Annotated in this window: 23 protein-coding genes; 5 read left to right on the top strand and 18 right to left on the bottom strand. The window is 68.1% G+C overall.

The features are described 5' to 3' along the window. Positions 1–7 precede the first annotated feature (7 nt). Positions 8–9,883, bottom strand: coding sequence for an RHS repeat protein (locus tag ASG37_RS08125; protein WP_055758036.1), 9,876 nt, complete (start codon positions 9,881–9,883; stop codon positions 8–10). A gap of 170 nt (positions 9,884–10,053) precedes the next feature. On the opposite strand from ASG37_RS08125, the gene fliQ reads away from it, so the two are divergent. Genes fliQ through ASG37_RS08100 form a run of 5 tightly spaced genes read left to right on the top strand, consistent with a single transcriptional unit; the run spans position 10,054 to position 15,292 of the window. Further along, positions 10,054–10,323: a flagellar biosynthesis protein FliQ gene (fliQ, locus tag ASG37_RS08120; RefSeq protein WP_055758032.1), complete on the top strand. Its 270-nt coding sequence runs from the start codon at positions 10,054–10,056 to the stop codon at positions 10,321–10,323. Then, on the top strand, positions 10,320–11,075 hold the full coding sequence (locus ASG37_RS08115; protein ID WP_055758029.1) for a flagellar biosynthetic protein FliR: 756 nt from the start codon (positions 10,320–10,322) through the stop codon (positions 11,073–11,075). The genes fliQ and ASG37_RS08115 overlap by 4 nt, the downstream gene beginning before the upstream one ends. Then, the gene (locus ASG37_RS08110) at positions 11,075–12,124 is read left to right on the top strand and encodes a flagellar biosynthesis protein FlhB (RefSeq protein WP_055758026.1); all 1,050 of its coding nucleotides are present in this window, start codon (positions 11,075–11,077) and stop codon (positions 12,122–12,124) included. The genes ASG37_RS08115 and ASG37_RS08110 overlap by 1 nt, the downstream gene beginning before the upstream one ends. 5 nt (positions 12,125–12,129) lie before the next feature. Next, positions 12,130–14,172, top strand: a complete 2,043-nt coding sequence (locus ASG37_RS08105; RefSeq protein WP_055758023.1) for a flagellar biosynthesis protein FlhA — start codon at positions 12,130–12,132, stop codon at positions 14,170–14,172. Positions 14,173–14,176: 4 nt separating this feature from the next. Next, a complete protein-coding gene (locus ASG37_RS08100) occupies positions 14,177–15,292 on the top strand; it encodes a tetratricopeptide repeat protein (protein WP_055758021.1) in 1,116 nt (371 codons plus the stop codon). Here ASG37_RS08100 and ASG37_RS08095 read toward each other — a convergent pair whose 3' ends face one another. From ASG37_RS08095 to ASG37_RS08015, 17 genes are all read right to left on the bottom strand, one after another. Further along, positions 15,293–15,631: a hypothetical protein gene (locus ASG37_RS08095; RefSeq protein WP_055758018.1), complete on the bottom strand. Its 339-nt coding sequence runs from the start codon at positions 15,629–15,631 to the stop codon at positions 15,293–15,295. It abuts the gene before it with no gap. Then, the gene (locus ASG37_RS08090; protein ID WP_055758016.1) at positions 15,631–16,191 is read right to left on the bottom strand and encodes a hypothetical protein; all 561 of its coding nucleotides are present in this window, start codon (positions 16,189–16,191) and stop codon (positions 15,631–15,633) included. The genes ASG37_RS08095 and ASG37_RS08090 overlap by 1 nt, the downstream gene beginning before the upstream one ends. Positions 16,192–16,390: 199 nt before the next feature. Next, positions 16,391–17,119: a sigma-70 family RNA polymerase sigma factor gene (locus ASG37_RS08085; RefSeq protein ID WP_055758013.1), complete on the bottom strand. Its 729-nt coding sequence runs from the start codon at positions 17,117–17,119 to the stop codon at positions 16,391–16,393. Next, a complete protein-coding gene (fliP, locus tag ASG37_RS08080; protein WP_055758010.1) occupies positions 17,116–17,772 on the bottom strand; it encodes a flagellar type III secretion system pore protein FliP in 657 nt (218 codons plus the stop codon). Before fliP ends, ASG37_RS08085 begins: the two co-directional genes overlap by 4 nt. Beyond that, positions 17,769–18,125, bottom strand: coding sequence for a hypothetical protein (locus ASG37_RS08075; RefSeq protein WP_055758007.1), 357 nt, complete (start codon positions 18,123–18,125; stop codon positions 17,769–17,771). The genes fliP and ASG37_RS08075 overlap by 4 nt, the downstream gene beginning before the upstream one ends. Beyond that, complete coding sequence (locus ASG37_RS08070; RefSeq protein WP_055758005.1) at positions 18,113–18,382, bottom strand: FliM/FliN family flagellar motor switch protein; 270 nt, start codon at positions 18,380–18,382, stop codon at positions 18,113–18,115. The genes ASG37_RS08075 and ASG37_RS08070 overlap by 13 nt, the downstream gene beginning before the upstream one ends. A gap of 12 nt (positions 18,383–18,394) precedes the next feature. Then, complete coding sequence (locus tag ASG37_RS08065; protein ID WP_055758003.1) at positions 18,395–19,099, bottom strand: FliM/FliN family flagellar motor switch protein; 705 nt, start codon at positions 19,097–19,099, stop codon at positions 18,395–18,397. Beyond that, positions 19,096–20,277, bottom strand: a complete 1,182-nt coding sequence (locus ASG37_RS08060; protein WP_055757999.1) for a flagellar hook-basal body complex protein — start codon at positions 20,275–20,277, stop codon at positions 19,096–19,098. Before ASG37_RS08060 ends, ASG37_RS08065 begins: the two co-directional genes overlap by 4 nt. Beyond that, entirely contained in the window at positions 20,274–20,720 is a 447-nt protein-coding gene (locus tag ASG37_RS08055; protein ID WP_082448116.1) for a flagellar hook assembly protein FlgD, read from the bottom strand. Before ASG37_RS08055 ends, ASG37_RS08060 begins: the two co-directional genes overlap by 4 nt. Further along, positions 20,720–21,673: a hypothetical protein gene (locus ASG37_RS08050; protein ID WP_156349077.1), complete on the bottom strand. Its 954-nt coding sequence runs from the start codon at positions 21,671–21,673 to the stop codon at positions 20,720–20,722. Before ASG37_RS08050 ends, ASG37_RS08055 begins: the two co-directional genes overlap by 1 nt. Then, on the bottom strand, positions 21,670–22,113 hold the full coding sequence (locus ASG37_RS08045; RefSeq protein WP_055757994.1) for a hypothetical protein: 444 nt from the start codon (positions 22,111–22,113) through the stop codon (positions 21,670–21,672). The genes ASG37_RS08050 and ASG37_RS08045 overlap by 4 nt, the downstream gene beginning before the upstream one ends. Continuing rightward, positions 22,106–23,416, bottom strand: coding sequence for a FliI/YscN family ATPase (locus tag ASG37_RS08040; RefSeq protein WP_055757991.1), 1,311 nt, complete (start codon positions 23,414–23,416; stop codon positions 22,106–22,108). The genes ASG37_RS08045 and ASG37_RS08040 overlap by 8 nt, the downstream gene beginning before the upstream one ends. Beyond that, positions 23,413–24,105, bottom strand: coding sequence for a hypothetical protein (locus ASG37_RS08035; RefSeq protein WP_156349076.1), 693 nt, complete (start codon positions 24,103–24,105; stop codon positions 23,413–23,415). The genes ASG37_RS08040 and ASG37_RS08035 overlap by 4 nt, the downstream gene beginning before the upstream one ends. Continuing rightward, complete coding sequence (locus ASG37_RS08030; RefSeq protein WP_055757986.1) at positions 24,102–24,428, bottom strand: hypothetical protein; 327 nt, start codon at positions 24,426–24,428, stop codon at positions 24,102–24,104. Before ASG37_RS08030 ends, ASG37_RS08035 begins: the two co-directional genes overlap by 4 nt. Beyond that, positions 24,412–25,638 carry a flagellar basal-body MS-ring/collar protein FliF gene (gene fliF / locus ASG37_RS08025; RefSeq protein WP_055757982.1) on the bottom strand — a complete coding sequence of 409 codons (1,227 nt, stop codon included), beginning with the start codon at positions 25,636–25,638 and terminating at the stop codon, positions 24,412–24,414. The genes ASG37_RS08030 and fliF overlap by 17 nt, the downstream gene beginning before the upstream one ends. Further along, positions 25,635–25,958: a flagellar hook-basal body complex protein FliE gene (locus tag ASG37_RS08020; RefSeq protein WP_082448114.1), complete on the bottom strand. Its 324-nt coding sequence runs from the start codon at positions 25,956–25,958 to the stop codon at positions 25,635–25,637. Before ASG37_RS08020 ends, fliF begins: the two co-directional genes overlap by 4 nt. Then, complete coding sequence (locus tag ASG37_RS08015) at positions 25,955–26,362, bottom strand: flagellar basal body rod protein FlgC (protein ID WP_055757979.1); 408 nt, start codon at positions 26,360–26,362, stop codon at positions 25,955–25,957. Before ASG37_RS08015 ends, ASG37_RS08020 begins: the two co-directional genes overlap by 4 nt. Positions 26,363–26,364 lie beyond the last annotated feature (2 nt).

Here is a 26,364-nt window from a genome sequence, read left to right as displayed (position 1 = left end):
AACTTTCTCATCCGGTTAGACTCTGTGGTGCGGTGATCGCGACGAGTACCACGCCCAGACCACCGCACTTGTTCTGCCGTCCCTTTGGGGACCGCCGCCGGTCGAGCGAGGTCTGATAATCGACCGCATCGGTGCCGTCGTTGCCGATCTCCAGTTGCTGCTGGCCGTCGAAGCGATAGGTAACGGCGCGCGGATCGCCCTTGCCCGTGTTCCCGTCCTGCTCGCGCCGCTCCAGCACCTGTCCGGCGAGATCGTTGCGATAGGATACGGTACGCGAACGCGCATCGGTGATCGCCACCGACGTCAGCGTACCGGAGACGTCGTAGCCATAGCTGCTGGTGCGGTCAGTCTTGTCCTTCTGCTTCGTGACCGTCGAGGTCGTCACCGCACCGCCGTACCACCCGACATAGCTCTGCGTCGTCGCCTCATACTCGAACTTGCCCTCCTCGGTGATCTCGCTCGACGAGGCGTTCGCGGTGTTCGAGGCGATGGTGTAGGTTTTCACCAACTGCGTCAGGACCGTGCCCAGCGCATATTCGCTGCCGCGCGTGTAGCTGTTGAAGCTGTTCGTCCGGCGGATGACATTGCTGACGTCGCGCGTGACGCTGCTTTCCCAGGCGAAACGGCCGAACGCATCGTAATGCGTCTGCCGGTCGTGGATTACCTGCGAGCCGTCGCCGGACCATTCGATCTGACGCCGCATGCGACCCAGTGCGTCATAGGTATAGCGTGCGGTCAGACGTCCCGGAGCGGTGGGATCGATGCCGGTCGCCGTGCCGTCGCCATTGTCGGAATAGCCGGATTCGGCGATCCGAACTTCGGACAAGGTTCCCTGCGCAGTATAGGTATAGTCTTCCCGACGCTTCCCCTCGAACGAAGTCTCGATGCTCGACTGACGATCATCATAATCCCATGGATTGTTGACCGTCGCCGGCAACCAGATCGCATAGGTTGCCGTCACCCGTTGCCCGGCGTCGTTGTACAGCGTGTCGACGCTTTTCCCCTGGATCGTCGTGCCGTCGGGATTGCGTTTGCTGCTGTGAACTACCCGGTTACGATGATCGTAGCGGAACCACTCGTTCGTTTCGAAGCTCGCATATTCATTTCCCTGATCGTTGAGCCCCTTCGACGCCGTTTTCGTGCTGCGGATGTTGCCGACCGCGTCGTAGCGATGCGTTATCGATGCCGCCGGAGCATCACGGCCGCTGCCGGCCTCGATCCAGCTCGTCCGGCGTCCCAGCGCATCATAGGCCGAGGTCGCGTTCTGCGTCTGGATCTTCGTTCCCGCTTCCCACCGCCACGATTTCTCACTGGTCTTGCGACCGTTCAGGTCGTAGCCGGCCGTCGTCTCCATCGAGTCCGACCGGTCGCCGTAGATGTTAACCTCTTGGCGAAGCACGCGGCTGACGACGCCGGTGTTGAGCGTTTCGTAGATGGTTTCGCGCAGCACCGCCCCGCTGGAACTCGCCTTGCGGAGTTCACTCGTGAGCCGGCCACCATAGTCATAGCCATACAAGTTCGCCCCCCCGCCCATGTCGACCGTCTCGAGCGTGCGATCGAAGCGGTCGGTCCGGGTGATGGTCGTCTTGCCGTTGGCGTAGGTCGCCGTCTCCGCCCATCCGCCTTGCTGCGCGAAATGGCTGAGGCCGATCGAGTCCGCCCATGCCCGCGTCGTGGAAACGGTATCGGCCCCCGCCCCGCCAATCGCGCGGGTCCAGATCGTGCGCCCCTGCATATCATACTGGGTAAGGGCGGCCTTGTCCTCGCCATAGCCGACGTTCCAGTGCTTGATGCGCTGGCCAAGCTGGTCGTAGCGGTAATATTCGCGTATGTTGCCCGGACGATAGACGGCGGTGAGCCGGCCCATGGCGTCATAGTCCATGGCGGTTTCGTTGTTCAGTTCGTCGATGCTTTTGCGCAGGTCGCCGAACCCGTCGTAACGCTGGACGAGCACGCCCCGGCCGGGGCCGTTCGCCCATGTCCGCGTCGCGATCGCCTCGCTGCCGGCATAGCCGGTCCCCGCCAGCAATTCGCGGCTCTGCCATCGGCCCAGCGCATCCTCGCTGCCGATCAGCCGGCCCGAGCGGTCGTGGAAGTTGCGTTCCTGCGGGCGCACCAGCGCCATCGTTCCGTCTTCGCCGTACGCTTCGACCTGCGCCCGCCGCACGGTCGCGACGCGACCCATCGTATTGTAGCCGTAGTCGGTCCGGTTGCCGAGGAAGTCGGTTTCGAACGCGACCTCGCCAAACGCGGTATAGCCGAGCGAACGTGACCGCCCGCTCGTTGCCCCCCCGGTCTGGGCGAAGGGCTCGCTGCTTCCGAGCAACAGGCCACGCGCGTCGTGGAACTGGAACGTCAGGTGCAGCCCGCCGACGTTCTGCGCGCCGATCGTGCTGCTGCCGCCCCGCGCGACCTCCATCGCCTGGTCCTGCGTCTTGTCGAGCAGGTCCTCGCGCGTCAGATTGGCGATCGTCAGCGTCTGACGTCCGGCAGCGTCATAGACATAGTAACGCCAGACGCCGTCGCCGGTGTTGCTCGCCGCCAGTCGCCCGGCGCCATCGTAGCGGAAGCTTTCCTGAAACTTGGTGCTTGCCGCCGTACCGACGCCGCGTGCCGCAACCTCGCCAAAGCCGTTGTAGCGCGAGCGGACGGTATCGCCGCGCGCCCATTGCGTTCCGTCCCAGCTCCCCTTGGCCTCGCTGGTCACGCGGCCGAGGATGTCGCGGGTGTAGAAAATGCCCTCGGCCTTGTCGCTGCTGCCCGCAGCGTCGATCGTCGTCCGGGTATAGGCTTGCCGCAGCAGGTCGCCCGCGACGTTGTAGTAATAGCTGGTGGTGGCCCCCGCCGCATCGGTCATCGATGACAGCAGCGATCCGGGACCATAGGCATAGGTCGTGACGCGGGCGCTGATGCCCGCGCTGCCGTGCTGCTCGGTCCGCACGAGATTGCCGACCGCGTCGTAGAAATAGCTTACCGCCGGATTGACCGTCTGCCCCGTGGCGTCGGCATAGGCCGCGCGCGATTCATACCGCAGCCGCCCCGACATATCATGGGCGTAGCGGGTTTCCTCGCCGGTCGCCTCGGTCTTGGCATAGACCTGTCCCAGCGCGGTATAGTCGTAGCGGATGCTCTGGTCGCGCGCGCTCACCTCGACGATGCCACCATTGCCATTGGTCGCATAGGCGACGACGCCGTGGCGCGTTTCCTTCGTACGCCGGCCGTTGCGGTCATAGATGAAGCTGGTGACCCGGTCGTCGCCCGACTGGGCGGCGGGGGTGATGACGCCCGGCGCGACCTGCGTGGCGGCAGTGGCATAGCGCCGCTCCTGCACCACGTTCGATTCCGCATCATATTGCCATTCGGTGACGAACCGCTCGCCATCGGCCTGGCGGAGCTTGCGGTTCGCCCGGTCATAAGTCGAATGGAGCGTGATCCCCGCGCCGTCGGTCGACGACAGGACGTTGCCGTTCGCGTCGTACACATAGGTCGTGCGGAGATTGCCGATGGCCGTCTGATACGCCCCCGGACCACCCGCGCCCCAACGGACCCCGACCATTTCCTGCCATTGCAGCCGGTTCAGCGGGTCGTATTCGAACCGCGTCTCGCGCACGTCCGATCCCGATACCGGTGTCGGCGGCACCCCGCGCGCATCGGCGGGCAGCGCGATCGGCTTTTCATACACCTTGGCCGACATGACGTTGCCCATCTTGTCGTAGGTCCAGGTCGACAGCGTGCCGACCGGGTTCGCCTCGGCGATCTTGCGGTTCAGCGCGTCGTACCACGCCAGCGTACGCCCGCCGCGCGCGTCGATCCGTTCGATCGCATTGCCGCGTCGGTCATAGATCGTGCGCTCGACCGGTGCCGTCGCCGGCTGGAAATGATAGGTGGTCGGATCGACCGTGCTGAACGTATCGCCGCGCGTCTCGATCAGGCGATCGGCCTTGTCGTAGACGAGGGTGGTGAAGCGCTGCTCGGGAAGTCCCGCCGCCTCGATCCGCCGGGTCAGATTGCCGCGGGCGTCATATTGCAGCCAGCTTACCGTGCCACCGGTCGACTGGAGCGGCATGGTGGAGGCAGCGGCGGCACCGCGCCGCGCTTCGTACGCCATGCCGTATTCGCGATAGTGCTTCAGCGGGTCGATCTGTGCGGCGGCGACGTCGGAATAGGTGCTGAGATAATAGGCCGGATCGAAGAAGGCGTTGGGGCGGCGTCCTTCCTTCCAGCCGTGGTTCGTCCAGTGCGCGCGAAGACCATTGTCGTCCACGCCCGCCAGATCGGGATAGGTCGTGCGATAGAACGCTACATCCAGTTCGGCGATCGACACATCGGCGGCATGGCGCGTCCCGTCCGGGGCGCTCGATCCATGCGCCGTCGTTTCCCCGACCATCAGTCCGCGACGGTCATAGGAACGCCGGACGATACCGCCGACCTTGTTCTGCACTTGCACGACATTGCCGAAACCGTCGTACCAGCGATGTTCGGAAAAACCCTCGGCATCGGTGGTGACGATCACCTGCCCGCGCTTGTCGTAGCGGAAGCGGGTCGTCGCATCGCGCGCGTCGCTGGCGACGGTCGGCCGATCGGCCGGCGAGGCGGCGTTGGTCGCCCGGCTGGCGCGGCGCGTGACCTGCGCGATTTCGCCAAAGGCGGTGTAGCTGGTTTCGGTGACGTAATTCTCGGCGTCGCGTACCGCGACGACCCGGTCGAGCTTGTCGTAATAGCGCAGCGTCGCATTGCCCCGCGCATCGGTCGCGCGGACGACATTGTCGAAGGCGTCATATTCGAAGACGCTTCGCCCGTTCAGCGCATCGACCGTCGCGGTGCGCCGCCCGGCGCGGTCATATTCGTGGCGGGTCGTCCGGCCGAGCGGGTCGGTTTCGGCGGTCAGATTGCCCAGACCGTCATATTCGAACTGCGTCGTCGCCGCATCGCTACTGCCGGCGGCATCGATCCGTTGCCGCACGCGACCGGCACCGTCGTAATCATACCATGTCGTGACCTGACCGGCCGACGCGAAGGGCGTGATCTCATATTGCAGCACGCCGGTCGCGCCATAGAAGCGGCGGGTGCGGTTGCCTTCGCCATCGGCCTGCTCGACCAGCCGGCCGAGCGCGTCATAGACGAAGTGGTTCGCCGTGGCCGGATTGCCGAGCGTCGCGGCAAGGGTGGCGACGGTTGCGGCGTCATCGATCGATACCTGCGTATCCCAGCGCATCGTGCGCAGCACGCGGCCATCGGCGTCATAATCATTGCCGGTGACATAGCCTTCGCCATCGACGGTGAAGCGCACCTGCCCCGCCGCATTGCGCAACGTGCGGACGGTCCGGTCGCCGCCATTGGCATTGCCGCGCGCCCACTGGTCCATCTCGGCCTTGGACGGTAACGATCCGGTCGGGCGACGCTGTGCATACACCGTCGATCGCACCTGCTGTCCGGCCGCGTCATAGCCGATGCCGGCAACGGTGCCGTCGGCATCGATGGTATAGGCGAGCCGTCCGGCACGATCGTACACGGCATGGCTCGTCCGATTGCCCGGCAAGGTGCCTAGACCCTGCTGCGCGATCGCATCGCGCACCGTCACGAAATCATAGGCGTTCAGCGCACCGACCGACCGTTCGTACACGATGGTCTGGACCGGACCGCTGGGCGAAGTAACGCTCTGGCCGCTGTCGTAGCGATATTCGGTGAGCCGGCCCGCGCCATCCGTCCTGAAGCGGAGCAGTCCCTGATTGTCGTAGATGTAGCGTTCGTCGTGATCGAGGCCATCGGGGCCGACGCTCGCCGCCAGTTCGGCATAGCTTCCCGACTGGCGCAGGTTGGCCGCCGTCACCTTCGACGGACGCAATTCGCGCGTCTTGCGCCCGGCGGCATCATATTCGTACCGGGTCAGATACCCCTCGCCGTCGAGCGCGCCGATCAGCCGCCCCGCCCGGTTATAGAAGTTGCGCGAAACCGAATCGGTGGCACTGACCGGCGGCCGGACCAAACCGGTCGGAGGATTGTTGCGAAACGGCCAGACCGTATCCACGCTCAGCCGGTTGCGATACGCGCGGGTCCACGCGATCTGCTGGTTGGCGGCATAACCATATTCGACGACCGTGCCGGCCCCGTCGACCCGTCCGGTCAACCGACCGGTGGAGTCATAGACATTCCAGACGATGACATCCTGGCTATGATGATCCGGCCGCAGCGTGCCGACGTCGATCGCGGCACCGCTCGCCAGCGTATTCAGGTGATTGGCACCGACCGTGAAGGCATGCTGGATCGTCGCGGTCAGTTGCCCGGCGATATTGTAGCGGTATTCGGTCATCTGCCCGCCGTGGCCGATGTCGGCGACCTTGCGGCCGGCGGCATCGTACAGCCAGTAGCTGGCGTTGCCCGACGCATCGACGCGCATGCGCGGGCGGCCGAGCGTGTCGTACACGAACGTCTCGGCGCCGCTCGTCATGAAGCTGCCCGACCGGTTGCTGGCGATCAGTTCGCCGGCACGGTTGTAGGTCGACACGGTGGTCAGCCCGGTCGCCACCGCCATGATCGTGCGCGAATTGCGATCGTCGAACACGATCCGCGTCGTCGCCCCGCTCGCGTCGGTCGAGGCGATCAACCGCCCCAGACCGTCGTACACGAAGCTTTCCTGCGCCGGCAGGACGGTCGGATCGCCCGCCCCGCTGCCGACCAGGATCGGCGCACCGCTGGGCGAACCCCAGCCTGACAGGCTGTCGCCGGTGAAGGTGTCGACCTGCGCGGGCTGGCCCACGCGGACGCTGTCGATCGTATAGGCTTCGTTCGACACCGCCTCGTCGAGCGTCGCGCCGAAGCCGACCCGCAACGAACCGCCGGTCCCCTCGACCTCGATCTGGACGTGGTAGCTCAGTTCCTCCCAGTCGGGCGCGGTGGTGACGAAACGCTCCTCGCCCAGCGGCGTGATGCGATAGGTGCCGCGCAGGCCGCCGACATCAAAGCTGCCGTTCGCCATGTTGGCACCCGGCCCCCAATAGGCGCGGGGCACGAAATCGAACATCCGCGTGCCGTTGAGGAATACCGACAGCTTCTCACCGTCCCAACTATCGGTCTTGGTGAAGTCGAAATCGACATTCGCCTTGGGCTGTCCGGCGTTCAGGCCATAGGTCTTGGACAGCGCTTCCGCCCCGCCGCTGCCGCCGATCAGTCCCAGCGACGCGCTCATTCCCGAGCTTTGCCCGCGCTGCACCGGCAGGATCGGCGCGGGCGATCCGTTCAGCGTCCAACCGGCGGGCGACCCGTTCTCGAAATCGTCGAACGCTCCGTCCTGCGTGACGACGATATTGTCGATACCGAAGGATTCATCCGCCCGCTCCTGATCGAGCGTCGCGCCGAGGCCCAGCGTGATCGCCGCCCCGGCTCCGCGCAGGTCAAGATGCAGACGATAGACCCGATCGCTGAAGTTCCCCGCACCGGCGACATGCAGATCCTGCCCGGGCGAAGTGATCGACCAGGTGCCAGTCACGCCGCCGACCGATAACTGCCCCGACAATGCATCGACGCCGGTTCCCAAAGCCGTTTCCGGCACGAACGAGAAGGCGGCCGTGCCGTTCAGATACACCGTCATCTGCTCGCCGTCCCAACTGTCGAGCTTGATGAGATCGGCATCTATCGCGGTCCGTGCGCTTGCCGGGTTGAGCGTGTAGCGCTTGCTCAGCGTCTGCCCGCCGGTGCGGATGCCCGCTTCCTGCAAAAAGCGTCCCAGCCGTCCTTCCTGCGCCTCCTGAAGCCAGCCGCGCCCGTTCACCCGGCCGATCAACTGGCCGGCGCGATCGTACTGGAAAGTGGTGTAGCTGTAGCCGTCCGCGCCGCTACCGTAGCCGTTCGATCCGGTCGTGCCGTACCGGACTTCCGAGTTCAGATTGCCCTGCGCATCATAGGTATAGGCGACGACCATCGCGCCGCTCCGATCCTGCGCGTTCATCCAGTTCTGCATGTCGGTCAGGCTCGGCGTACCGGTCGGCCCGAACCATCCGTTGTCGACCCACTTGTTGGTCATGGTCGCGGTCCATCCGACCTGACCGAAGCCGTTGTAGACATGCTCGGTGACGCCGCCCTCGCCGTCGATGACGTAGGCCAGCCGCTTGGCCGAATCATAGACGTAGCGGTTGACCGAAGGACCGCTGTCGGCGGCATAGGCGCCGAACGCCGGTGCCTGGGTCGTCCCGACCGGAACGCGGACGACGGTCGGCTCGACGAGCAGCATATGCCCGTCGCCGGCACCGGCCGACCAGCCATAGAGTTCGATACGCCCCTTCACGGCGTTGGCCGGTACGTCGATGAACGCCGAAACCTTGGTATCGTAATACTGCGGTCCGTTGACCGAGGCGATGTCGGTCCCACCGATCACGGCGCCGCTGCTGTCCGACCACCATACCTTCAGCGTCTGGCTGCTGATCGGCGTCCATGCCTCCAGGCCGGTGCCGACGAACAGCCGCTCGCCCCCTTGGACCGCAAAGTTGCTCGATCCGATCGAGATGACCTGTCCCGCCGCGGTGGCCTTGTAATGCCCGCGGATGAAGTTCTTGTTCTGCCAGTTGCCGGTCTGGATCGGACCGTTGGCGATCTTGTGCGGATCATAAGGATAATACCATCCCTCCGACGAGAAGGAGACGGCGGCATTGGGCACCCGATTGGCGTCGCGCGCTTCGGTCAGCACCTGATTGTCGGCGTTGAACGTCCGCACGACCACGCCGCCATCGGGTTCCAGCGTGGCGACCGCATTACCGCGCGTGTCATAGACGTGGCGCGTGGTGCGCCCCGCCGGATCGGTGACGCTCGCGACGTCGCCGCTCGCGGTATAGCTGAACCGCGTGATCTGCTGCGCCTCGCCGGCGCTGGCCGGCGGCGCGATCAGCGTGCGGAGCGATCCGTCAGCGTTATATTCGAACTTGGTCGCCTGTCCGGCGGGATCGGTAACGGTCGTCGCGCCGCTGTCATAGGCGATCGTCGTGACGCGGTTGGTCGTGCCCGTTACCGCCTGGGTAATGCGGTTGACCCGGCTCGCCGCGTCGTAATCGAACGCGGTCCACAATCCGTCCGACTGGGTGATCGCCGCCAGATTGCGGGTGTTGCCGTGATAGGCATAGGTCGTGACATAGGTATTGCCGTCGCCGGTCAGCTTATCGTCGGGGCTGAGATCGACCTCGACCGTCTGCAACCGGTTGAGCGAATCATATCCATAACGGGTGCGTACGGCGGAGGCAGTCAGGCCGGTCGCCACGTCGCGGTAGCCGGTCGTGATCTTGACGATGTTGTTGCCCGACCACTCGTAATCGATCGTCCCGCCATCCTCGGTCCTAGTCCGCGTCAGCTTGAGGCCAGAATAGGAGAAGGTGATCCTGTTGCCGCTGGGATCGGCGATCTCGCTGATCTGGTTGTCGGGACCGGCATAGGTTTCGACGATCCGGGTATCGCCATCGGTCCAGCGCCACTGCTGATCGAAGCGGATCTGGTCGAATGCCCCGCTCCCCTCGGTCGAGACATAGGCGCTCTCGGCGGTGCTCCATGTGAAGGTCGTGACCGACCCGTCGGCACCGGTGCGCTTCACCGTGCTGCCGGCGGTGTTCACGCTACCGGTCAGCGTATGGATCCGGCGCTGGTTGCTCATCCGCCAGTTGTCGCTGTTGTCGTCGACCCAGTCGCCATGGCTGTTGTAGGTGCGTAGGATCGCCGCGTCGGGACCGCGCCCGACGAGGAATTCGTCGCGCTGGCTGACCACCAGATTGCCGTTGGCGGCGTTGAGCATCACCTGCTCGCCATTCCGCCCCGTGCCGGCATTGCCGGCGGTGCCGCCCGCCCCCAGCACATTGCCCGAACCGCGCTCGAAACCCGTGCCCGCCCCGGTAAAGATCGCAACCATCGCCCTTGTCCCCGCCCAAGTCGACACCGCTCCCATGCCGGTGTCGCCATTCCCCAGTCGCGGGCAAAGCGGAGAAGTTTAGCGGCCGTTCGATCGAAAATGGTGGCAGTTGGCAATGCCCCGCCTCCCGCCTGCGCCTATGGCCGCCGACGGGAATGACGGGGACTGGGATGGAAGCCGACCGGGCGCTCAATCTGCTGGACGACATGCTGTGGCAGGGACTGATCGTCACCGCGCCCATCCTGCTCGCCACCCTCGCGATCGGGCTCGTCATCAGCGTGTTTCAGGTCGCGACGCAGATTCAGGAAGCGACGCTCAGCTACGTGCCCAAGCTGCTGGTCGCGGCGGGGCTCGTCATCGTGCTCGGTCCGTGGATGATGACCCGCGTGACCGATTTCGCGCGCGGCCTCTATCTCGCCATTCCGGCACTGGTCGGATGAACGGCTTCGTGCTTCAGGCGGTGGCGACGCTGCTGGTGTCGCTGCGCATCGCGCCGACGCTCGCCTTTGCCCAGCCGTTCACGCTGATCCGTATTCCCGCGATCGTGCGCGTGCTGCTGGCCGTGGCGCTCGCGACATGGCTGGTCGCGGGCAACCCGCAGGCAACGTGGCGCGCGCCCGGCTGGCAAGCCGCGCTTCCGGCAGTGGCGGCGGGCGAACTGCTGCTCGGCATCGCGCTGGCGCTTGCGCTGCAACTGGCGTTTGCAGCACTACTCGTGGCCGGACGGACGATCGATATACAGGCGGGCTATGGCCTTGCCGTGCTGGTCGATCCGTCGCTGCGCAGCCAGTTGCCGCTGATCGGCACCGTCCTCGCCTATGCCGGGGGGGCGGTATTCTTCGCCACCGATGGCCCGGCGCGGCTGCTGGCGATCTGGGCGGCGTCGCTCGAACGCGCGCCGCTCGGCAGCGCGTTCGACATGGCGCGCAGCGACGTGCTGATCGGCTATGTCTCGGCGGTGTTCCTGCTCGCCTTCGGGCTGGCGGGGCTGGTGTTGCTGGTGCTGTTCCTGCTCGACCTCGCCATCGCGCTGATGTCGCGCACCCTGCCACAGATGAACGTCCTGCTGCTCGGCTTTCAGGTCAAGACGCTGGCGACCCTCATCATGCTGCCGATCGCGCTGGCCTTGTCGGGATCGCTGTTCGCGACGCTGATCGCCTATGCGCTCGACACGATGGCGGCGATCGCCTGATGGCCGAGGGGTCCGAACAGAATCGCAGCGAGGCGCCCACCCCGTTCAAACTGCAAAAGGCGCGCGAGAAGGGACAGGTCGCGCGCAGCATCGAGCTGGGCTATCTCGCGACGCTGGTCACGCTCGCCGCTTTCGTCCTCATCGCCGGCCCTGCGCTGATCGCGACGCTGGCGCAGGCGATGCGGACCGCCTTGTCGAGCGGGTTCGCGATCGCCGACGAACCCACCGGGGCGGCCGGACTGCTCGGCCAGCTCTATGGCACGATCCTGTCGCCGCTGATGCTGCTCGGCGGCACGCTGGTCGCGATCGTCGTGCTGCTCGAACTGATCCAGTTGCGCGGGTTCCTGTTCACGCTCCATCCGCTCAAACCCGACTGGTCGCGGCTGAACCCGGCAAAGGGTCTGAAACGGCTGTTTTCGCTCCGCCTGTTGAAAGAGACGCTGAAGAGCATCGCCAAGTTCGCCGCCTATGCCACCGTCACCTGGCTGGTGGTGCGTGGCGCGGTCGCAACGCAGGCCGAGGCGGCGGGGGACGGCGAACGGATCGCCGGGTTGCTGCGCGCGGCCGGGCTGCGACTGGTCTTTTTCTTCCTGCTGGTCGGGGTCGGCTTCGCGATCCTCGACCAGTTGCTCGTCCGCCGGGAGTTCACCAAGCAGATGCGGATGAGCCGCCGCGACGTGACGCGCGAATCGCGCGAACGCGAGGGCGAACCCCGCATCAAGCAACGCCGCAAGCAACTGCACCGCGAAATGACCCAAGCGGGCAAGGGCACGCTGGTCGGGGCCGACCTGCTGGTCGTGAACCCCGAGCATTTCGCGGTCGCGCTACGCTATGATCCCGCCGGCATGATCGCACCGCAGGTCAGCGCCAAGGGCCGCAACGCCTATGCGCTGCGGCTGCGCGAGGAAGCGGGGTGGCGGGGGTTGCGCATCTTTCCCGATCCGCCGCTCGCCCGCGCGCTGTTCCGCGACTGCGCGATCGGCGCGACCATCCCGCCCGACCGGTTCGAAGCCGTCGCCGCCCTCTATATCGCGCTACAACGGACCTGACCCCCATGCCCACCGCCACTCCGGCGTTGCCCACGCTGCCCAAGGGCAACAAGGACCTGACCCTCGTCGTCGCGACGATCGGCATCCTCGTCATCCTGTTCGCGCCGATCCCGCCCGCGCTGCTCGATCTGGCGATCATCGCCAATTTCGGGCTGGGGCTGACGATCATGCTGCTGACCTTCTACGTCGCCAAGCCGGTGGAATTCTCCACCTTCCCCTCGCTGCTGCTGGTCGCGACGCTGTATCGCCTGTCGCTCAACGTCGCGGCGACGCGGCTGATCCTGACCGGCGGCGACGCGGGGGAGGTGATCGGATCGATCGGCGCATTCGCGGTGCGTGGCAATTTCGTCATTGGGCTGGTCGTCTTCTCGATCCTCGTCGTCGTCCAGTACGTCGTCGTCACCAGCGGCGCGCAGCGCGTGTCCGAAGTCGCCGCGCGCTTCACGCTCGATTCGATGCCGGGGCAACAGATGAGCATCGACGCCGACCTCAACATGGGCCTGATCGACCGCGACGAGGCGGTGGCGCGGCGCAAGGGGCTGGAGAAGGAAGCCTCTTTCTATGGCGCGATGGACGGCGCCAGCAAGTTCGTGAAGGGCGACGCGATCGCCGGGATCATCATCCTGCTCATCAACATCATTGCCGGCTGGATCGTCGGCGTGACGCAGATGGACATGCCATGGTCCGAAGCGCTCCAGCATTTCACGCTGCTGACCATCGGCGACGGCATCGCCACGCAGTTGCCCGCCCTCATCATCTCGATCGCGACCGGCATCATCGTCACCCGCTCCGCGTCGGACCGCGAACTGTCGACCGAAGTGTTCCGCCAGTTGGGATCGGTGCCGCGCATCCCGGTAATCGTCGCGATCGTCCTGCTGGCGCTGCTCCTGCTGCCCGGCATGCCCAAATGGCCGATCGTGGTCATCGCCCTCCTCGCCGGCAGCGCATGGTGGCGCATCCGCCGCGCCCGCCGGCAAGCGGTCGGCACACCGCTCGACGAGGAGGTCGCCGCCGACACCGGCAACATGCCACCGATCGAAATCCGGCTGGGCAGCCGCCTGTCCGCCACTTGGACCGGCGACGCCGCGCTGCTGATGGACCGGATCGCCGGATTGCGTCGGGTGCAGGAGGACCAGTTCGGCATCGCCTTCCCCGCCGTCCGGCTGGAGGATGGCGAGGGGCTGGGCGACGATCAGTATGAAATCCGCCTGTTCGGCGCGCGCCACGGCGCCGCCGACATCCATCCCGATCGCGTGCTGGCGGTTCCCGCCAACGGCCAGCGTCCCGCGCTCGACGGGATCGAGACGGTCGACCCCGCCTTCGGTCTGCCCGCATGGTGGATCGCCCCCGCCGCCGCCGATGCCGCCCGCGCCAGCGGCTGCACGATCATAGATCCGCTGACGGTGCTCACCACCCATTTCGGCGAGATCGTCCGGGGGGAAGTCGCGACGCTGCTGACCCGCGCCACCGTCGTCGCACTGCTCGACGGCGTGCGCAAACGGCAGCCCGGACTGGTCGAGGAACTGGTGCCGCAGATCCTCTCCGTCTCCGACATCCAGCGGGTGTTGCAGAATTTGCTGTCCGAAGGGGTGTCGATCGCCAATCTCGACCTGATCGTCGAGCATCTGGTCGATCTGGCGCGAACGCAGAAAGACCCGATCGAGCTGACCGAAGCGGTGCGCCAGCGCCTCGCCTATGCGATCTGCCACAAGCTGCGCGGCCGCCACGCCGATCTGGCGGTGCTGAGCCTCGATCCCCGGCTGGAAAACCAATTGTCCGCCAACCTCGGCTCGGCCGGCGGCGGCACGGCGATGGCGTTCGATCCGCGCCTCGCCGAGCAACTGCTGCGCAAGCTGGTGCCGCTGACCGAAGCGATGTTCCGCGAAGGCCGCGCGCCGGTGCTGCTGTGCGGCGCGGAACTGCGCCGCCATCTGCGCACGCTCACCCGGCGGAGCCTGCCCAATCTGTCGATCCTGTCGGTGGGGGAGATCCCGATGCGGATCACGCTCAAATCCTTCGACATCGTCCGCCTCGAACCGCAGGGTTGATCCCATGACCACGCCCGCCGAAGCCCATGCGCGGCTCGCCGCCTATCTCGCGACCGATCCCGACAATATCGCGCTGCTCGCCGACACCGCGCAGGCCGCCCTCGCCGCCGGCGAATGGGACATGGCCGAAACGCTCGCCGACCGGCACGACGCGCTGGCTGGCCCCGGCCCGACGATGACCCATTTGCGCGGGTTGCTGGCGATGACGCGGCAAGACTGGGACGCGGCGTGCGACACGTTCGCCCGGTTGCTCGACCTCGGCGTCGACGCACCGGCGATCCGCTTCAATTTGGCATGGTCGCACGCGATGGCCGGGCGTCCCGACGCCGCGCTGTCGTTGCTCGACGACGCGGTGGTCGCGGAGATCCCGCAGGCGGCGCAATTGCACGTCGGCCTGCTCCACCAGCACGGCGACCTCGACGCCGCCGAGGCCGCCGCCCGCGCCGCGATCGATCGTTTTCCCGATCATATCGGGCTGAACGCCGATGTTTCGACGCTGGCGATCGACCTTGAGGACATGGCGCTGGCTCGCGCGACGGCGCAGCGTGCCGGATCGCATCCCGCCGCGCTGGTCACGCAGGGCGTGCTCGCGCTCGATGCGGCGGACGCCGATACCGCCGCGCACCGGTTCGATGCCGCGCTGGCGAGCGATCCGGACAACGGCCGCGCGTGGATCGGCCGGGGCCTCGTCGCACTCCACCGCCAGGATTTCGCCGCCGCCGCCGCCGATCTGGATCGCGGCGCGACGATCTTCGGCGAGCATCTCGGGTCATGGATCGCGGCCGGCTGGGCATGGCTGCTGGCCGGCGACCGGGCGGCGGCACGCGAACGCTTCGCGCGGGCGCTGACGATCGACGACAATTTTGCCGAGGCGCATGGCTCGATGGCGGTGCTCGACCTGCTGGCGGGCGATACCGCCGCCGCCCGGTCGGGCATCGCAGTGGCGGTCCGGCTCGACCGGCAATCCTTTTCCGCCGCGCTCGCCGCGGCGATGCTGGCGGCGAGCGACGGCGACGCTGCGCAGGCCGAGCGGATCGTGGCGCTCGCGCTGGCGACGCCGATCGATGCCGGGGGCCGGACGATCGCCGACGCGCTCGGGCGGATCAGCCGCCAGCAATAGCTACCGGCCGCGCAGCGCCGTCGCCGCGCGGTCGATCAGGTCCGGGCCGCCGGGCATCTCACCGATGATCCGCATCACGTCGCCGAGAATCGCCTGAAACCCCGCATCATTGGCCACCGCCTCGCCCAGTTCCTCGATCAGCAGCCCCTGCACCACCGCCCGGCGGCGCTCGTCGGGGTCGAGCGCGTCGAAGCCGGCCATCGCCCGCAGCCGGGCGACCGGCGCACGCTCGCGCCGGGCAAGCGGCCCGCTCCTCGACGCATCTCTGGTCGCGCCGCCCCGCGCCAGTCGTTCGCGCAGCAGCAGCAGGACCTGATCGGTCCCCGTGACCCGCGTCATCAGTGCATCGTGCCATGCCCGCCCGACTGGCCGAGCAGGAACGACGTCGCCGATGCCGCCTCGCCGGGCGCCGGCGTTTCGATGGTCGGCAGAAGGGCGGCGCATTGGTCGACGATCAACTGCATGTCACGGTTGAGCGGCGGATTCTCGTCGTTGACGGCAATCCCCGCCAGCAACGCCTCGCGCGCATCGGCGAAGCGATCGTGGATCAGGTGGGTCAGCCCGGCGACGAACCGCGTCAGATAGTGCGTTTCCGGCAAAGACCCAAGCGGCTGCCATGTTGCCATCGCCCGCGCCGCCTCCCCCGACGTCAGTTCGAACAGCCCCAGTTGAAACCGGGCCAGCGCGAAGTCGGGGGCGAGCGCCACCGCCTGCGCCAGCGCCGCATGCGCCTCGATCGGGCGGTTGGCGGCGGCGAGGAACGACCCGCGCAGGAAATGCAGCCGCGCATCGCCCGGATACTCGCCGATCAGCCGGTCGGCGATCGTAAGCGCGTCACCACCGCCGTCCTGCGCGGCCGCGATCAGCCGCCCCATATCCTCGTCGCTACACTCGGTCATTGTTTCTCCTTGAAGCGGTTTTCGATCATGTTGGATCATTGGCACGGCGACGATTTCGGTTCGTGGCAAGTCGCGAGGGGGGCGCGATGCCAAAGCATCGTAACCGACGGGCAACGCCGCCACGGATCAAAAGCGGCCCGCCGCGTCAGCGGTCGCCCGCCAGGGCGATGACGATGGTGCAACATGGTCGAAAGCCGCTCTAGGTGTCGTGCAGCCGTCGCCGCAACCGGGCGAGGGCTGCGGCGTGCAGTTGCGATACCCGCCCTTTCGACAGGCCTAGCAATTGGGCGAGATGGGTGAAACTCACCCCCGCGCCATAATGCTGGCGGATGATCGTCGCCTCGCGTTCGGGCAGATCGTTGATCGCCAGCCCCAGCAGCGCGCTGCGTTCGCGCCATGCCAGCGACTGATACGCATCGGGCCGGGGGTCTACCCCCTCCCCCACCACCACGAGCGTCGTCTGTTCGAGCATCAGCCCGATCGCGAGGCCGGCCGCCAGCGCGCCGAGCGCGGCGACCGGATCGGCCGCGTCACTGTCCTCAACGAGCGATCCGCCGCGCTCCACCTCCTGCCGCCGCCGTTCGCGGTAGCAGGCGTCGGTTTCGTTCATCCGCGCTGCGCCGTCGGCGATCGATCCGACGATCCGCCGCCGGGCATAGGCCCCGAACGGCACGTCGCGCCACGGATCATAGCGGTCGATCGCCTGAAGCAGCCCGGCATAGGCGAAATGCTCCAGATCGCCGAGTTCGGTGCCGTGGCGCGGCCGGCGATGGAGCTGCCGCCGGGCGATGCCGCGCGCCAGCGCGCGGTATCGCTCGAACAGCGCCTCACGACAGCGCCATTCGCGGTTCTGCCGCAGCCGGCGCCACAGCGACGCCTCGACCCGCGGCGGCACCAGCAGCATGTCGAGACCCGAACGTGCCTTCATCGGAAACTGCCGAGCACCCCCTGCAACACCAGCCCCCAACCGTCGATCAGCACGAACATCAATATCTTGATCGGCAGCGAGATGGTGGCGGGCGGCACCATCATCATGCCCAGCGCCAGCAGGATGCTGGCGACGACCAGATCGATCAGCAGGAACGGCAACAGGATGACGAAGCCGATGGTGAACGACACGCGCAGTTCGTTGAGGATGAACGCGGGGGCGAGCTTCAGCGTCTCGACATCCTCGGCGCGCGCGGGCAGCGGCGTCTTGCTGATCGCGTAGATCGCCTCCAGATCGGCGTCGCGGGTCTGCGCCAGCATGAACCGGCGCAGCGGCGCGGTGCCGGCGGTCATCGCCTGCTCCACGCCGATCCGTTCGGCGATCAGCGGTTGCAGTGCGTCGGCGTTGATCCGCTCGAACGTCGGCGCCATCGTGAACGCGGTCAGGAACAGCGCCAGCGCGACGAGCACTGGGTTGGGCGGCGTTTCGGGCATGCCGAACGCATGGCGCACCATCGACAGCACGATGACGGTACGCACGAAACTGGTCATGCTGATGATCGCTGCCGGCACCACCGCCAGCAGCGTCAGGATGAGGGCGGTGCGCACGACATCGCTGCCGATCGCACCGTCGAGCAGCGGAGCAATGGTCATGCCGCGCCCTCGCCGACCGGCCGGGCGCGGACGATCTGTTGCCCGGTGGCCGACGACAGGATCAGATATTCGTCGCCGTCGCAGCGCAGCAGGCACAGGTCGGCATGCGGGCTGATCCGGCGACTTTCGATCACCGCGATCCGCCGTTCGCGCACCGTCCGTCGCAGCATGCCCAGCCGCGACAGGTCGATCCGTCCCCCGCCACGCTTGAGCAGGATCGCCGCCAGCGCGGCCGCCATCAGGCACAGCACCAGTGCCGCGACGATGCGGGTCAGCGAAATGTCGAGCGCGCCGCCACCCGCCAGTCGCGGTGCGCTCGCCGCCCCGGCGGCGAGCAGCATCAGGCCGGCCATGCCACAATATCCTCGATCCGCACGCCGAACCGGTCGTCGACCGCGACCAGCTCGCCGCGCGCGACGGCGACGCCGTTCAGCCGCAGTTCGACCTGCCGGTTAAGCGGCGCGTCGAGCGCGACGACGCCGCCCGCCTTCAACGCGGTCAATTCGCCGACAGTCATGCCGGCCTGGCCCAGCACCGCGTCCAGTTCGACCGCGACGGTTTCGATCAGCTTGGGGCTGATCTTGGAAGTGGAGGTTTTGTTATCGGTCAACGCGCATCTCGTTCAGCCTAGAGGTTCGACGATTTTCAGGAACGGCGCGGGATCGGCGGCGACGACCATCACCCGCCCGCGCGCGGCGGCGCGGCCGTTGAGGGTGATCGGCAGCGGATCGGCGACCCCGGTGTCCAGCACCACGACATCGCCCGGCGCGAGGGCGGCGAGATCGGCGACGGTCATCGCCACCCGCCCCGCCGCCGCGCCCACCCGCACCCGCAACGCCGCGAGTGCCGGCACCGGCGAGGCGAACGGCGACGGTGCGGCTGCGGGCAGCCCCTGCCGGATCAGCGTCGCGAAATGCCCGGCGCTCCAGCCGATGGCGAGTCCCTCGCCGATCGCCGCGCTCCATGCCGGAAGCGTCGTCACCGGCCGCCATTCGCCGCGCTCCGCGATCAGCGTGCGCAGCTCGGCAAGGCACGGCTCGGCGACCTCCGCCAGCAACTGCCGCTCGGCCTCGCTGCGATCCTCGGCGGGCACGTCGAGCATCCGCGCGCCGACGCCGATCATCACATCGACGACGGTGCCGATCATCACCCCGCCGCTGCCACGCCACTGCAACCCCGCCGGGCTGCCGCGCACCGGCGCCTGCAACGCCGGCGGCCGCACCGCGAACCAGCGGTCCGCCCAGCGCTCGACCCGCGCCGCAAGGCCGGCGTGGAGCGACGCCGGCGGCACGGCACCGGCCGGCAGCCAGGGGGTGGCGTCGCTCACCCCTGCCCCCGGATGCCGAAGAGCTGCTGGATCATGTCGTTCGACACGCTGACGATCTGCGACGACGCCTGGAACCCGCGCTGGATCAGGATCAGGTCGCCGAACTGCTGCGACAGATCGACGTTCGACGCCTCCAGCCGGCGCGAACGCACCTGCCCGACGCGCGGATCGCTGCTGGCGAGAAAGGCGTGCTCTCCCGGACTCGTCTGCGCGAACACCCCGCCCTGCCGCTGTTCGAGCGTGCCGGGATCGCGGAAATCGGCCAGCGCCACCGCGCCCAGATCGACCTTCTGGCCGTTGGAATAACTGAGTTCCAGATGGCCCGAGGCATTGGTGGCGACCCCGGTGACGGTGCCGGCGGCATAACCGTCCACCTTGCTCGCGCGCAGCGTCGACACCTCGCCGCCCGAAAACGACGTCACCCCGGCCGAGAAATCAAACTCGACGTCGAGCCCCGCCGCCGCGTCGCCGAAGCGGAGCTTCGCGCTCGCCGGATCGACGATGCCGTTGGTGAAGGTCAGCGCCTTGGTGCCGATCGTCGCGCCCTTGGCATCGGTGACGGTCACGTTCCATGCATTGCCGGTGGCCGCCGCGTCCTTGGCGAAGCGCGCCGTCCACACATGCTGCGTCCCGCTGGCATCGGTCACTTTCAGGTCGCCGACGGTAAAGTTGGCCGCGCCCGACGACAGATTGTCGGCGAAGGCGACACTGGTCGTCGCCTTGGGCGGGCTGGTGCGCTGGCGATCGATCGACAGGCTGACCGGGCGATTGTCCGCGCCCAGCGTCGCCAGCCGATAGTCGGTGCCCGCCAGCACGACATGGCCATCGCCGTTCACCTCGAAGCTGCCGGTGCGCGCGAACAGCGTCCGGTCGCCGTCGAGCAGGACGAGGAACCCGTTGCCGTCGACCGACAGGTCGAGATCGCGGTCGCTGGCGCGCAATTCGCCCTGTTTGAAGCTCAGCGTGCCCTCGCCGACCTCCACCCCGTCGCCATCGCCCTTCGCCCCGGTCAGCGCCAGCCCGCCGCCGCCGCCCGCACCGGTCAGGTTCTGGAACGTCACGCTCGCCCCCTTGAACCCGGTGGTGTTCAGATTGGCGACGTTGTTGCTGACCTGTTGCAGCCCGCGCGAATAGGCGTTGAGGCCGCTCAAACCGATATAGATCGCACCGAACATCATTTCTTCTCCCTGATCTGCGATAGGCTGGTGATGGCGATGCCGCTGACGGTTCGCTGGTCGTCGGTTTCGATGGTGACGCTGGGCGTGCCGTTCGACAGCGCGACCGCGCGCACCGTGCCGCTCAGGGTCGCGGTCCCGGCCGGCACGTCGACATATTTGCCGAGCAGGCTCGCCGCCTGCGTCGTCGCCTGCGCCGCGACCAATGCCTGGAGCCGGTCGTTGGTCGTCTGTCCCTGCTGGACCTGCGAGAATTGCGCGAGCTGCGAGACGAACTGGAAATTGTCCATCGGCTTCAACGGATCCTGATAGGTCAACTGGGTCAGGATGATCTTGAGCAGCGCGTCGAAGCCGAGCCCGAACGCACTGCTGGCGGCCGTCGCGCCATTGGTCGTGGCCGGCGCGGGATCGCTGCCGGTCGCCGGGGTAGTGGGGACGATCTGCATCAGCGTTCCTCGGGTAGCTGAAGGGGCGCGAGCACCACGATCCGGCCCGACGCATAGCCATGGCGCGACAGCAGCGCGGCAATCTCGTCCGACAGGCGGCCGGCGGCCGGATCGTGGCGATCGATCCGCGCGACGACGTCGATCCCGTGCGCTACCGCCCGCACCGCCACTGCGACGAACGCGGTCGGGGGCGGTACTATAGGGCGACGCGGTGGCGTGAGAACCGCGACCCGCGCTGGCGTGTTCTTCGCGAACGTCCGGGCGAGGACGACCGGCAGGATCGATCCGCCCGATGCGGCTTGCCCGTTGCGTGTCGGGACCGGCGGGGGCGAGGCCATCGTCCCGGCGAACGACGACCTCGCGGCTACGGTCGTCCGTTCGGCCAGCGGCGGCATGACGTCACCCTCGGACGTCTCGCCGACCAAGGGCACCGCCGCTTGCGGCAGGGCGACCGACGAAGCCTGCACGGGCGGTTCGGTTGCTTCCGCAACGATGACCCCCGTCCCGAAAAATCCGTCCTGATTGAAAACGCGCGCCCGGGCATCTGTTACATGATTCGATGCAGCCCCGATCGGCACGGTATCGACCACAGCGAACCGGGTATCGGCAGGCTGCACTCCCGCCACGGTCACGTCGTGCAGCGACGAAACGATCGTGCCGACCGCGACCGGCGCAAGGTCACGCGGCACCACCGGATGGCGTTCCAGCGACGACGGGAAGGACGGTATTTCGGCTGACAGCGCCGGCGGCCCCGCCATCGTCGGCGGCTCCGCGTCATCCGTCTGCGCCGAGGCGACGGCCAGCGCGACCGGCACCGACGACGACGGTTCGGCAACCGCTGGCGGCACGAGCAGCATCGCGAAGGTCGGCGCTCCCGCCATGCCATCCTGCGGCGGCGCGACGAGCGATCGGGCCGGACCGGCCGGTGGCTGGACCCACAGCGGCGGGATCATCGCGCGCTCCATTGGAAACACAGCCGGTCGGCCGCCGCCGTCAGCAGCGCCTCGTCGGCCCGTCGCGCTGCATCGGCCCTCGCGGCGGCGACCACGTCGTCGAGCATCCGCCAGCGACCATCCTCGCAGCGCCATGCCGCTTCGGTTTGGGCGCGGGCGGTGGCGGCATCGCGTGCCAGCCGGTCCGCCCGCACCACCTGTTCGGCCCGCTCGCGCAGCTCGCGCCCGAGCAGCACGCCCAGCAACGGATCGAACCGTGCGCGCATCTGCCCGTTCCAATCGCGCTCGGCGGCGTGCAGCATTTCGCCGGCCTGCATCCGCGCCGCCTCGGCCGCATTCAGCGCGCGGAGCGCATCGGCGTGCCGCACCTCGGCCTGCCGCCGGCGCGCGCCGATCGCGCTGCGGCATTGTGCCAGCATCGCCTGCCGCCGGTCAGCCATGCGCCGCTCCCCGCATCATCGCGAGCAGCGCGCGCTGCGTCTCGGCGATCGGGACGGCGCGGTCGTTCGGCTGGCGCAGGAACGCCAGCAGCGCCTCGCGCCCGGCAATGACCGTGTCGGTCGCGGCATCGCTGCCGCGTTGATAGATGCCGCTCTGGATCATCACCCGCGCCTCGTCGAACAGGCTCAACTGCGCGACGGCAGCGAGTGCGGCATGTGCCTGATCGGGTGCCATCAACCCGCCCGCCAGCCGGCTGACGCTGCGCGGCAGGTCGATCGCCGGAAAATGCCCCTGTTCGGCCAGCGTGCGCGACAGCACGATATGGCCGTCGAGCAGCGACTTCATCGTCTCGACGATCGGATCGTCGACCTCGTCGGTTTCGCTGAGCACCGTCATCACCGCAGTGATCGCGCCTTGCCCGCGCACCGCGCCGCAGCGCTCGACCATCCGTGGCAGCGCGGCGAAAACATTGGGGGTATAGGCGCGCGCCGTCGGCGGCTCGCCCGCCGCCAGCCCGATCTCGCGCAGCGCCATCGCCAGCCGCGTGACCGAATCGATCACCAGCAGCACATGCTCGCCCTGCCCGCGCCAATGATCGGCAAGGCACAGCGCGACCGATACCGACCGCGCGCGCAGCACCGCGCTTTCGTCCGACGTCGCCGCGACGATCGTGAAGCGATCCCGGTCGCGCCGCGCCGCGATATTGGCCCAGAACTGTTCGACCTCGCGCCCGCGCTCGCCGACGAGGCAGAGGATACAGCGCGTCGCATCGCTCTGCGCGACCAATTGTTCGACCAGGCTGGTCTTGCCCACTCCGCTCGCCGCGAAGATGCCGATGCGCTGGCCGATGCCGAGCGTCAGCAGCCCGTCGATCGCGCGGATGCCGGTTTCCAGCACGCGGTGCGGCGCGACGCGATCGAGCGTCGGCGGCAGCGTGCCGCGCGGGTTCTGGAACCGCGTCGCGGCAATCGGCCCGCCACCGTCGATCGGCCGCCCCAGCGCATCGATCGCCCGCCCGGCATAACCGTCGCCGACGCCGACCGATTCCGCCGCGCGCCACCGTTCGACCCGCGCGCCGACGCCGATGTCGCCGGCTTCGGCGACGGGAACGAGGATCAGCCCGTCCTCCCCCGCCGACGCGACCTCGGCGAGCAGCATGGCCTCGCCGATCGCGCACAGATCGCCGACCGTCGCGGCAGGGCCGCTCGCCTCGATCCGGCCGGGGGCGACCCGGCGGACCTCGCCATAGGGCACGACCGCCGCATGGGCGGCGATGGCGTCGAGGAAGCGGTGCGACGTCATGCGTCCGCCATCGCATCGATCAGCCGTAGCAGCCGCGTGGCCTGTGCCGGCACGTCGAGATCGACCGCCCCCAGCCGCAACGATGCACGGCATGCGCCCGACGGCAGGGCGGGATCGATCGATAGCACGACCGGCACCGCGCCATCGCCCAGCGCTGCTTCGATCGCCATGGTATCGGCGAAATCGCGACCGCTCACCCGCAGCGACAGCAACGCGCCGTCGCGCAGCACCGCGGCGTGCCGCGCGACGGTGGCAACCACCATTGCCGCCATCGCATCGGGTTCGGCGAACAGCTTCGCCAGCGCGGCGTGAACCAGTGCCGCCGCCAGCCGGTCGATATTCGCCAGCCGCGCGTCGATCCGTGCGCCCGCCTCTCCTACACCTTTGGCCAACAGCGCGATCCGGTCCGCCACACGGTCGTCTGCGTCAGCGAGGCCGGCCGCATGGCCTTCGGCGTGACCGGCCTTCCTCGCCTCGACGACGGCGGTGCGGGTCGCGGTGGCGGCGTCCGCCAGTTGCCGGCGCAACCGCTCGCTCTCGGTCCGCAGTCGAGTGATTTCAGCCTGTGCCGCCGCCAGCGCTTCCGCGTGGCGATCGATCGGCGGCGGCACCGGGACGGCGGGCACCGTCGCACTCAGCCGACGGACGGTGCCGCCCTGTCCGGCGGCATCTTTCAGGACCATGGTCATGACCGGCGCGCTCCGGTTCGTCCGACCATCCGGTCGAACAGCGTCGGGCCACGCGCCACCACCGCGACGGTATCGGGACGCCGCGCTGCCCGTGCCAGCGCCTCACGCGCGGCGGGAGTCATGGCGTCATCGTCCGTACAGGCGGCGATCCGCGCGGCGATCGCCGGACCATAGGGTGACGGGGCCGCGTCATCGATCCGCGCCGCGATCCGGCGGCGTTCGGCCGGCGGCAGCGTGTCGAGGATCGCCCGCCGATCGTCGGCGGCGAGCGTGCGCAACCGCTCGACCAGCGCGGCAAGCGTCAATTCAGCGGAGGCCATCATCGCCCCCTTCCCGCGCCAACTGCCGGCGCAACGCATCGGCAAAGGCATCGCGTTCATGCTCGGGCATCGCCTTCGCGGTGCGGCGACGCCACGTCATCCCGGCCACGACGAGCAGCGCGACGAGTGCGAGCCACCACGCACTGGGCCAGCCGGTCGCCGGTTCGATCGGATCGGCCGTCGGCAGCGGCGTGGTCGCGATGCGCGGTGTCGCGGCGATCGGGAGTGCGGCGGCGGCGGGCGGATCGATCGATCCCGTCTCGAACAGCAGCACGTCGCCCTGCTTTTCGCTCAGGCCGACCGCCGGGGTGACGAACTCCTGCAAGCGGCGCTGGGTGTCGGCGTCGACGGCTTGCGTCGTGACCAGCGTCATTCGCAGCCGGAAATCGCGGCTGCCGCCCTGTTCCCCCGGTATCCAGCGCGCCGGATCGATCAGCGTGTCGCCCTGCGGCAGCGCGAGGACGCGCAGCAGGTAGCGCAGGTCCGGCCGCGCGCTGTCGATCGCCGCCTGCGCCCGTGCGCGGTAATATTGCTCGACCGCACCTTTCGCGCCCGTATCGGCGACCGGTGCGGTGCTGCCCGCCTGGCTGATGACGCGGCCATCGCCGTCGAGCACGACCACCCGCTCCGCCGGCAGATCGGCGACCGCCGCCGACACCAGCCGTTGGATACCCGCAACCCGCGCCGGATCGGGAGTCAGCCCGGCGCGCATCGCGACGGTGACGGCGGCGCTCGGCGCGGTCCGGTCGTCGCGGAACAACGCCCGCTCGGGCAACGCCAGATGCACCCGCGCCGTCTCGACGCCGTCCATCGCCATGATGGTCCGGACCAGTTCTCCCTGAAGCGCGCGCTGGTAATTGATTTTCTGCGCGAAATTGGTGAGTCCCATGTCCGACTTGTTGAACAGCTCAAACCCGATCTGCCCCACCATCGCCGCATCCGACCGCACGAGCGCCAGGCGGGTTGCGTCGGCTTCGTCGTCGGGGACGAGGATGGTGGTTCCGCCATCGCGCAGGTCATAGGGCGTGCCGCGCTTGTCGAGTTCGGCGACGATCGCCGCCGCCTCGCCCGGCCGGACGCCATCGGCCAACACGACATAGCCGCCGCGCAGGAACAGGAAATAGCCGAGGCCGAGCAGCAGCACGACCGCCGCGAACACCGCACCGATGACGACCCACTGCCGCCGCGAGGAGGGAAGCACCGGGTCGCTCACAACTGCATGTTCATCAGTTCGCGATAGCCCTCGACCAGCCGGGCGCGGACCTGCATCGCGAGTTCGACCGACAGCCGCGCCTGTTCGAGCGCGATCGTGACCTGATGCAGCGGCACGTCGTCGCCGACCGCGAAACGGCGGACGAGCGCGTCGGCACTGGCGAGCTTCGCATCGACGCCGCGCAGGCCGGCCATGACCATCGCGCCGAAGTCCGGCGCGGCGACGGTAGCGGGCGGCGGCGCGGACAGCACGGGTCCCAGTTGCAGCGCGAGCGGTGCCGCATCGACGCCGGACAGCGCGGGGATGGCGGCGACGCTCATGCCTGTTTCCCCAGATCAAGTGCGCGGGTCATCATCTGATGCGCGATGCCGAGCGCGGTCAGGTTCGCCTCATAGGCGCGGGCGGTGCGGATCATCAGCGCCATTTCCCCCGCCTGATCGATGTCGGGATAGGTTACGAAGCCCTCGGCATCGGCATGGGGATGGCCGGGTTCGTGGACGCGGCGCAGACTGCCGGCCATCGGGGCCAGTCCCTGCGCGACGACACCCTGCGCGCCGCGCATCGCGCCGGCGAACCCACCGGCCGGGCCGGACAGAAGGCGTTGCGCGCGATAGGGCTGACCATCGGCGGCACTGGTGTTCATATGGGCGAGGTTGGCGGCGATGACCTGCAACCGCTGCCATTCGACGTCGAGCCCGCTCCGGCTGATCGCGGCGGCGTTCATGG

Origin of the sequence: Sphingomonas sp. Leaf407 (genome assembly GCF_001425385.1) — a bacterium.
Taxonomy (GTDB): domain Bacteria; phylum Pseudomonadota; class Alphaproteobacteria; order Sphingomonadales; family Sphingomonadaceae; genus Sphingomonas.
Note: the sequence above shows the minus strand (reverse complement) of the source record. Positions and strands in the feature narration are given on the sequence as shown.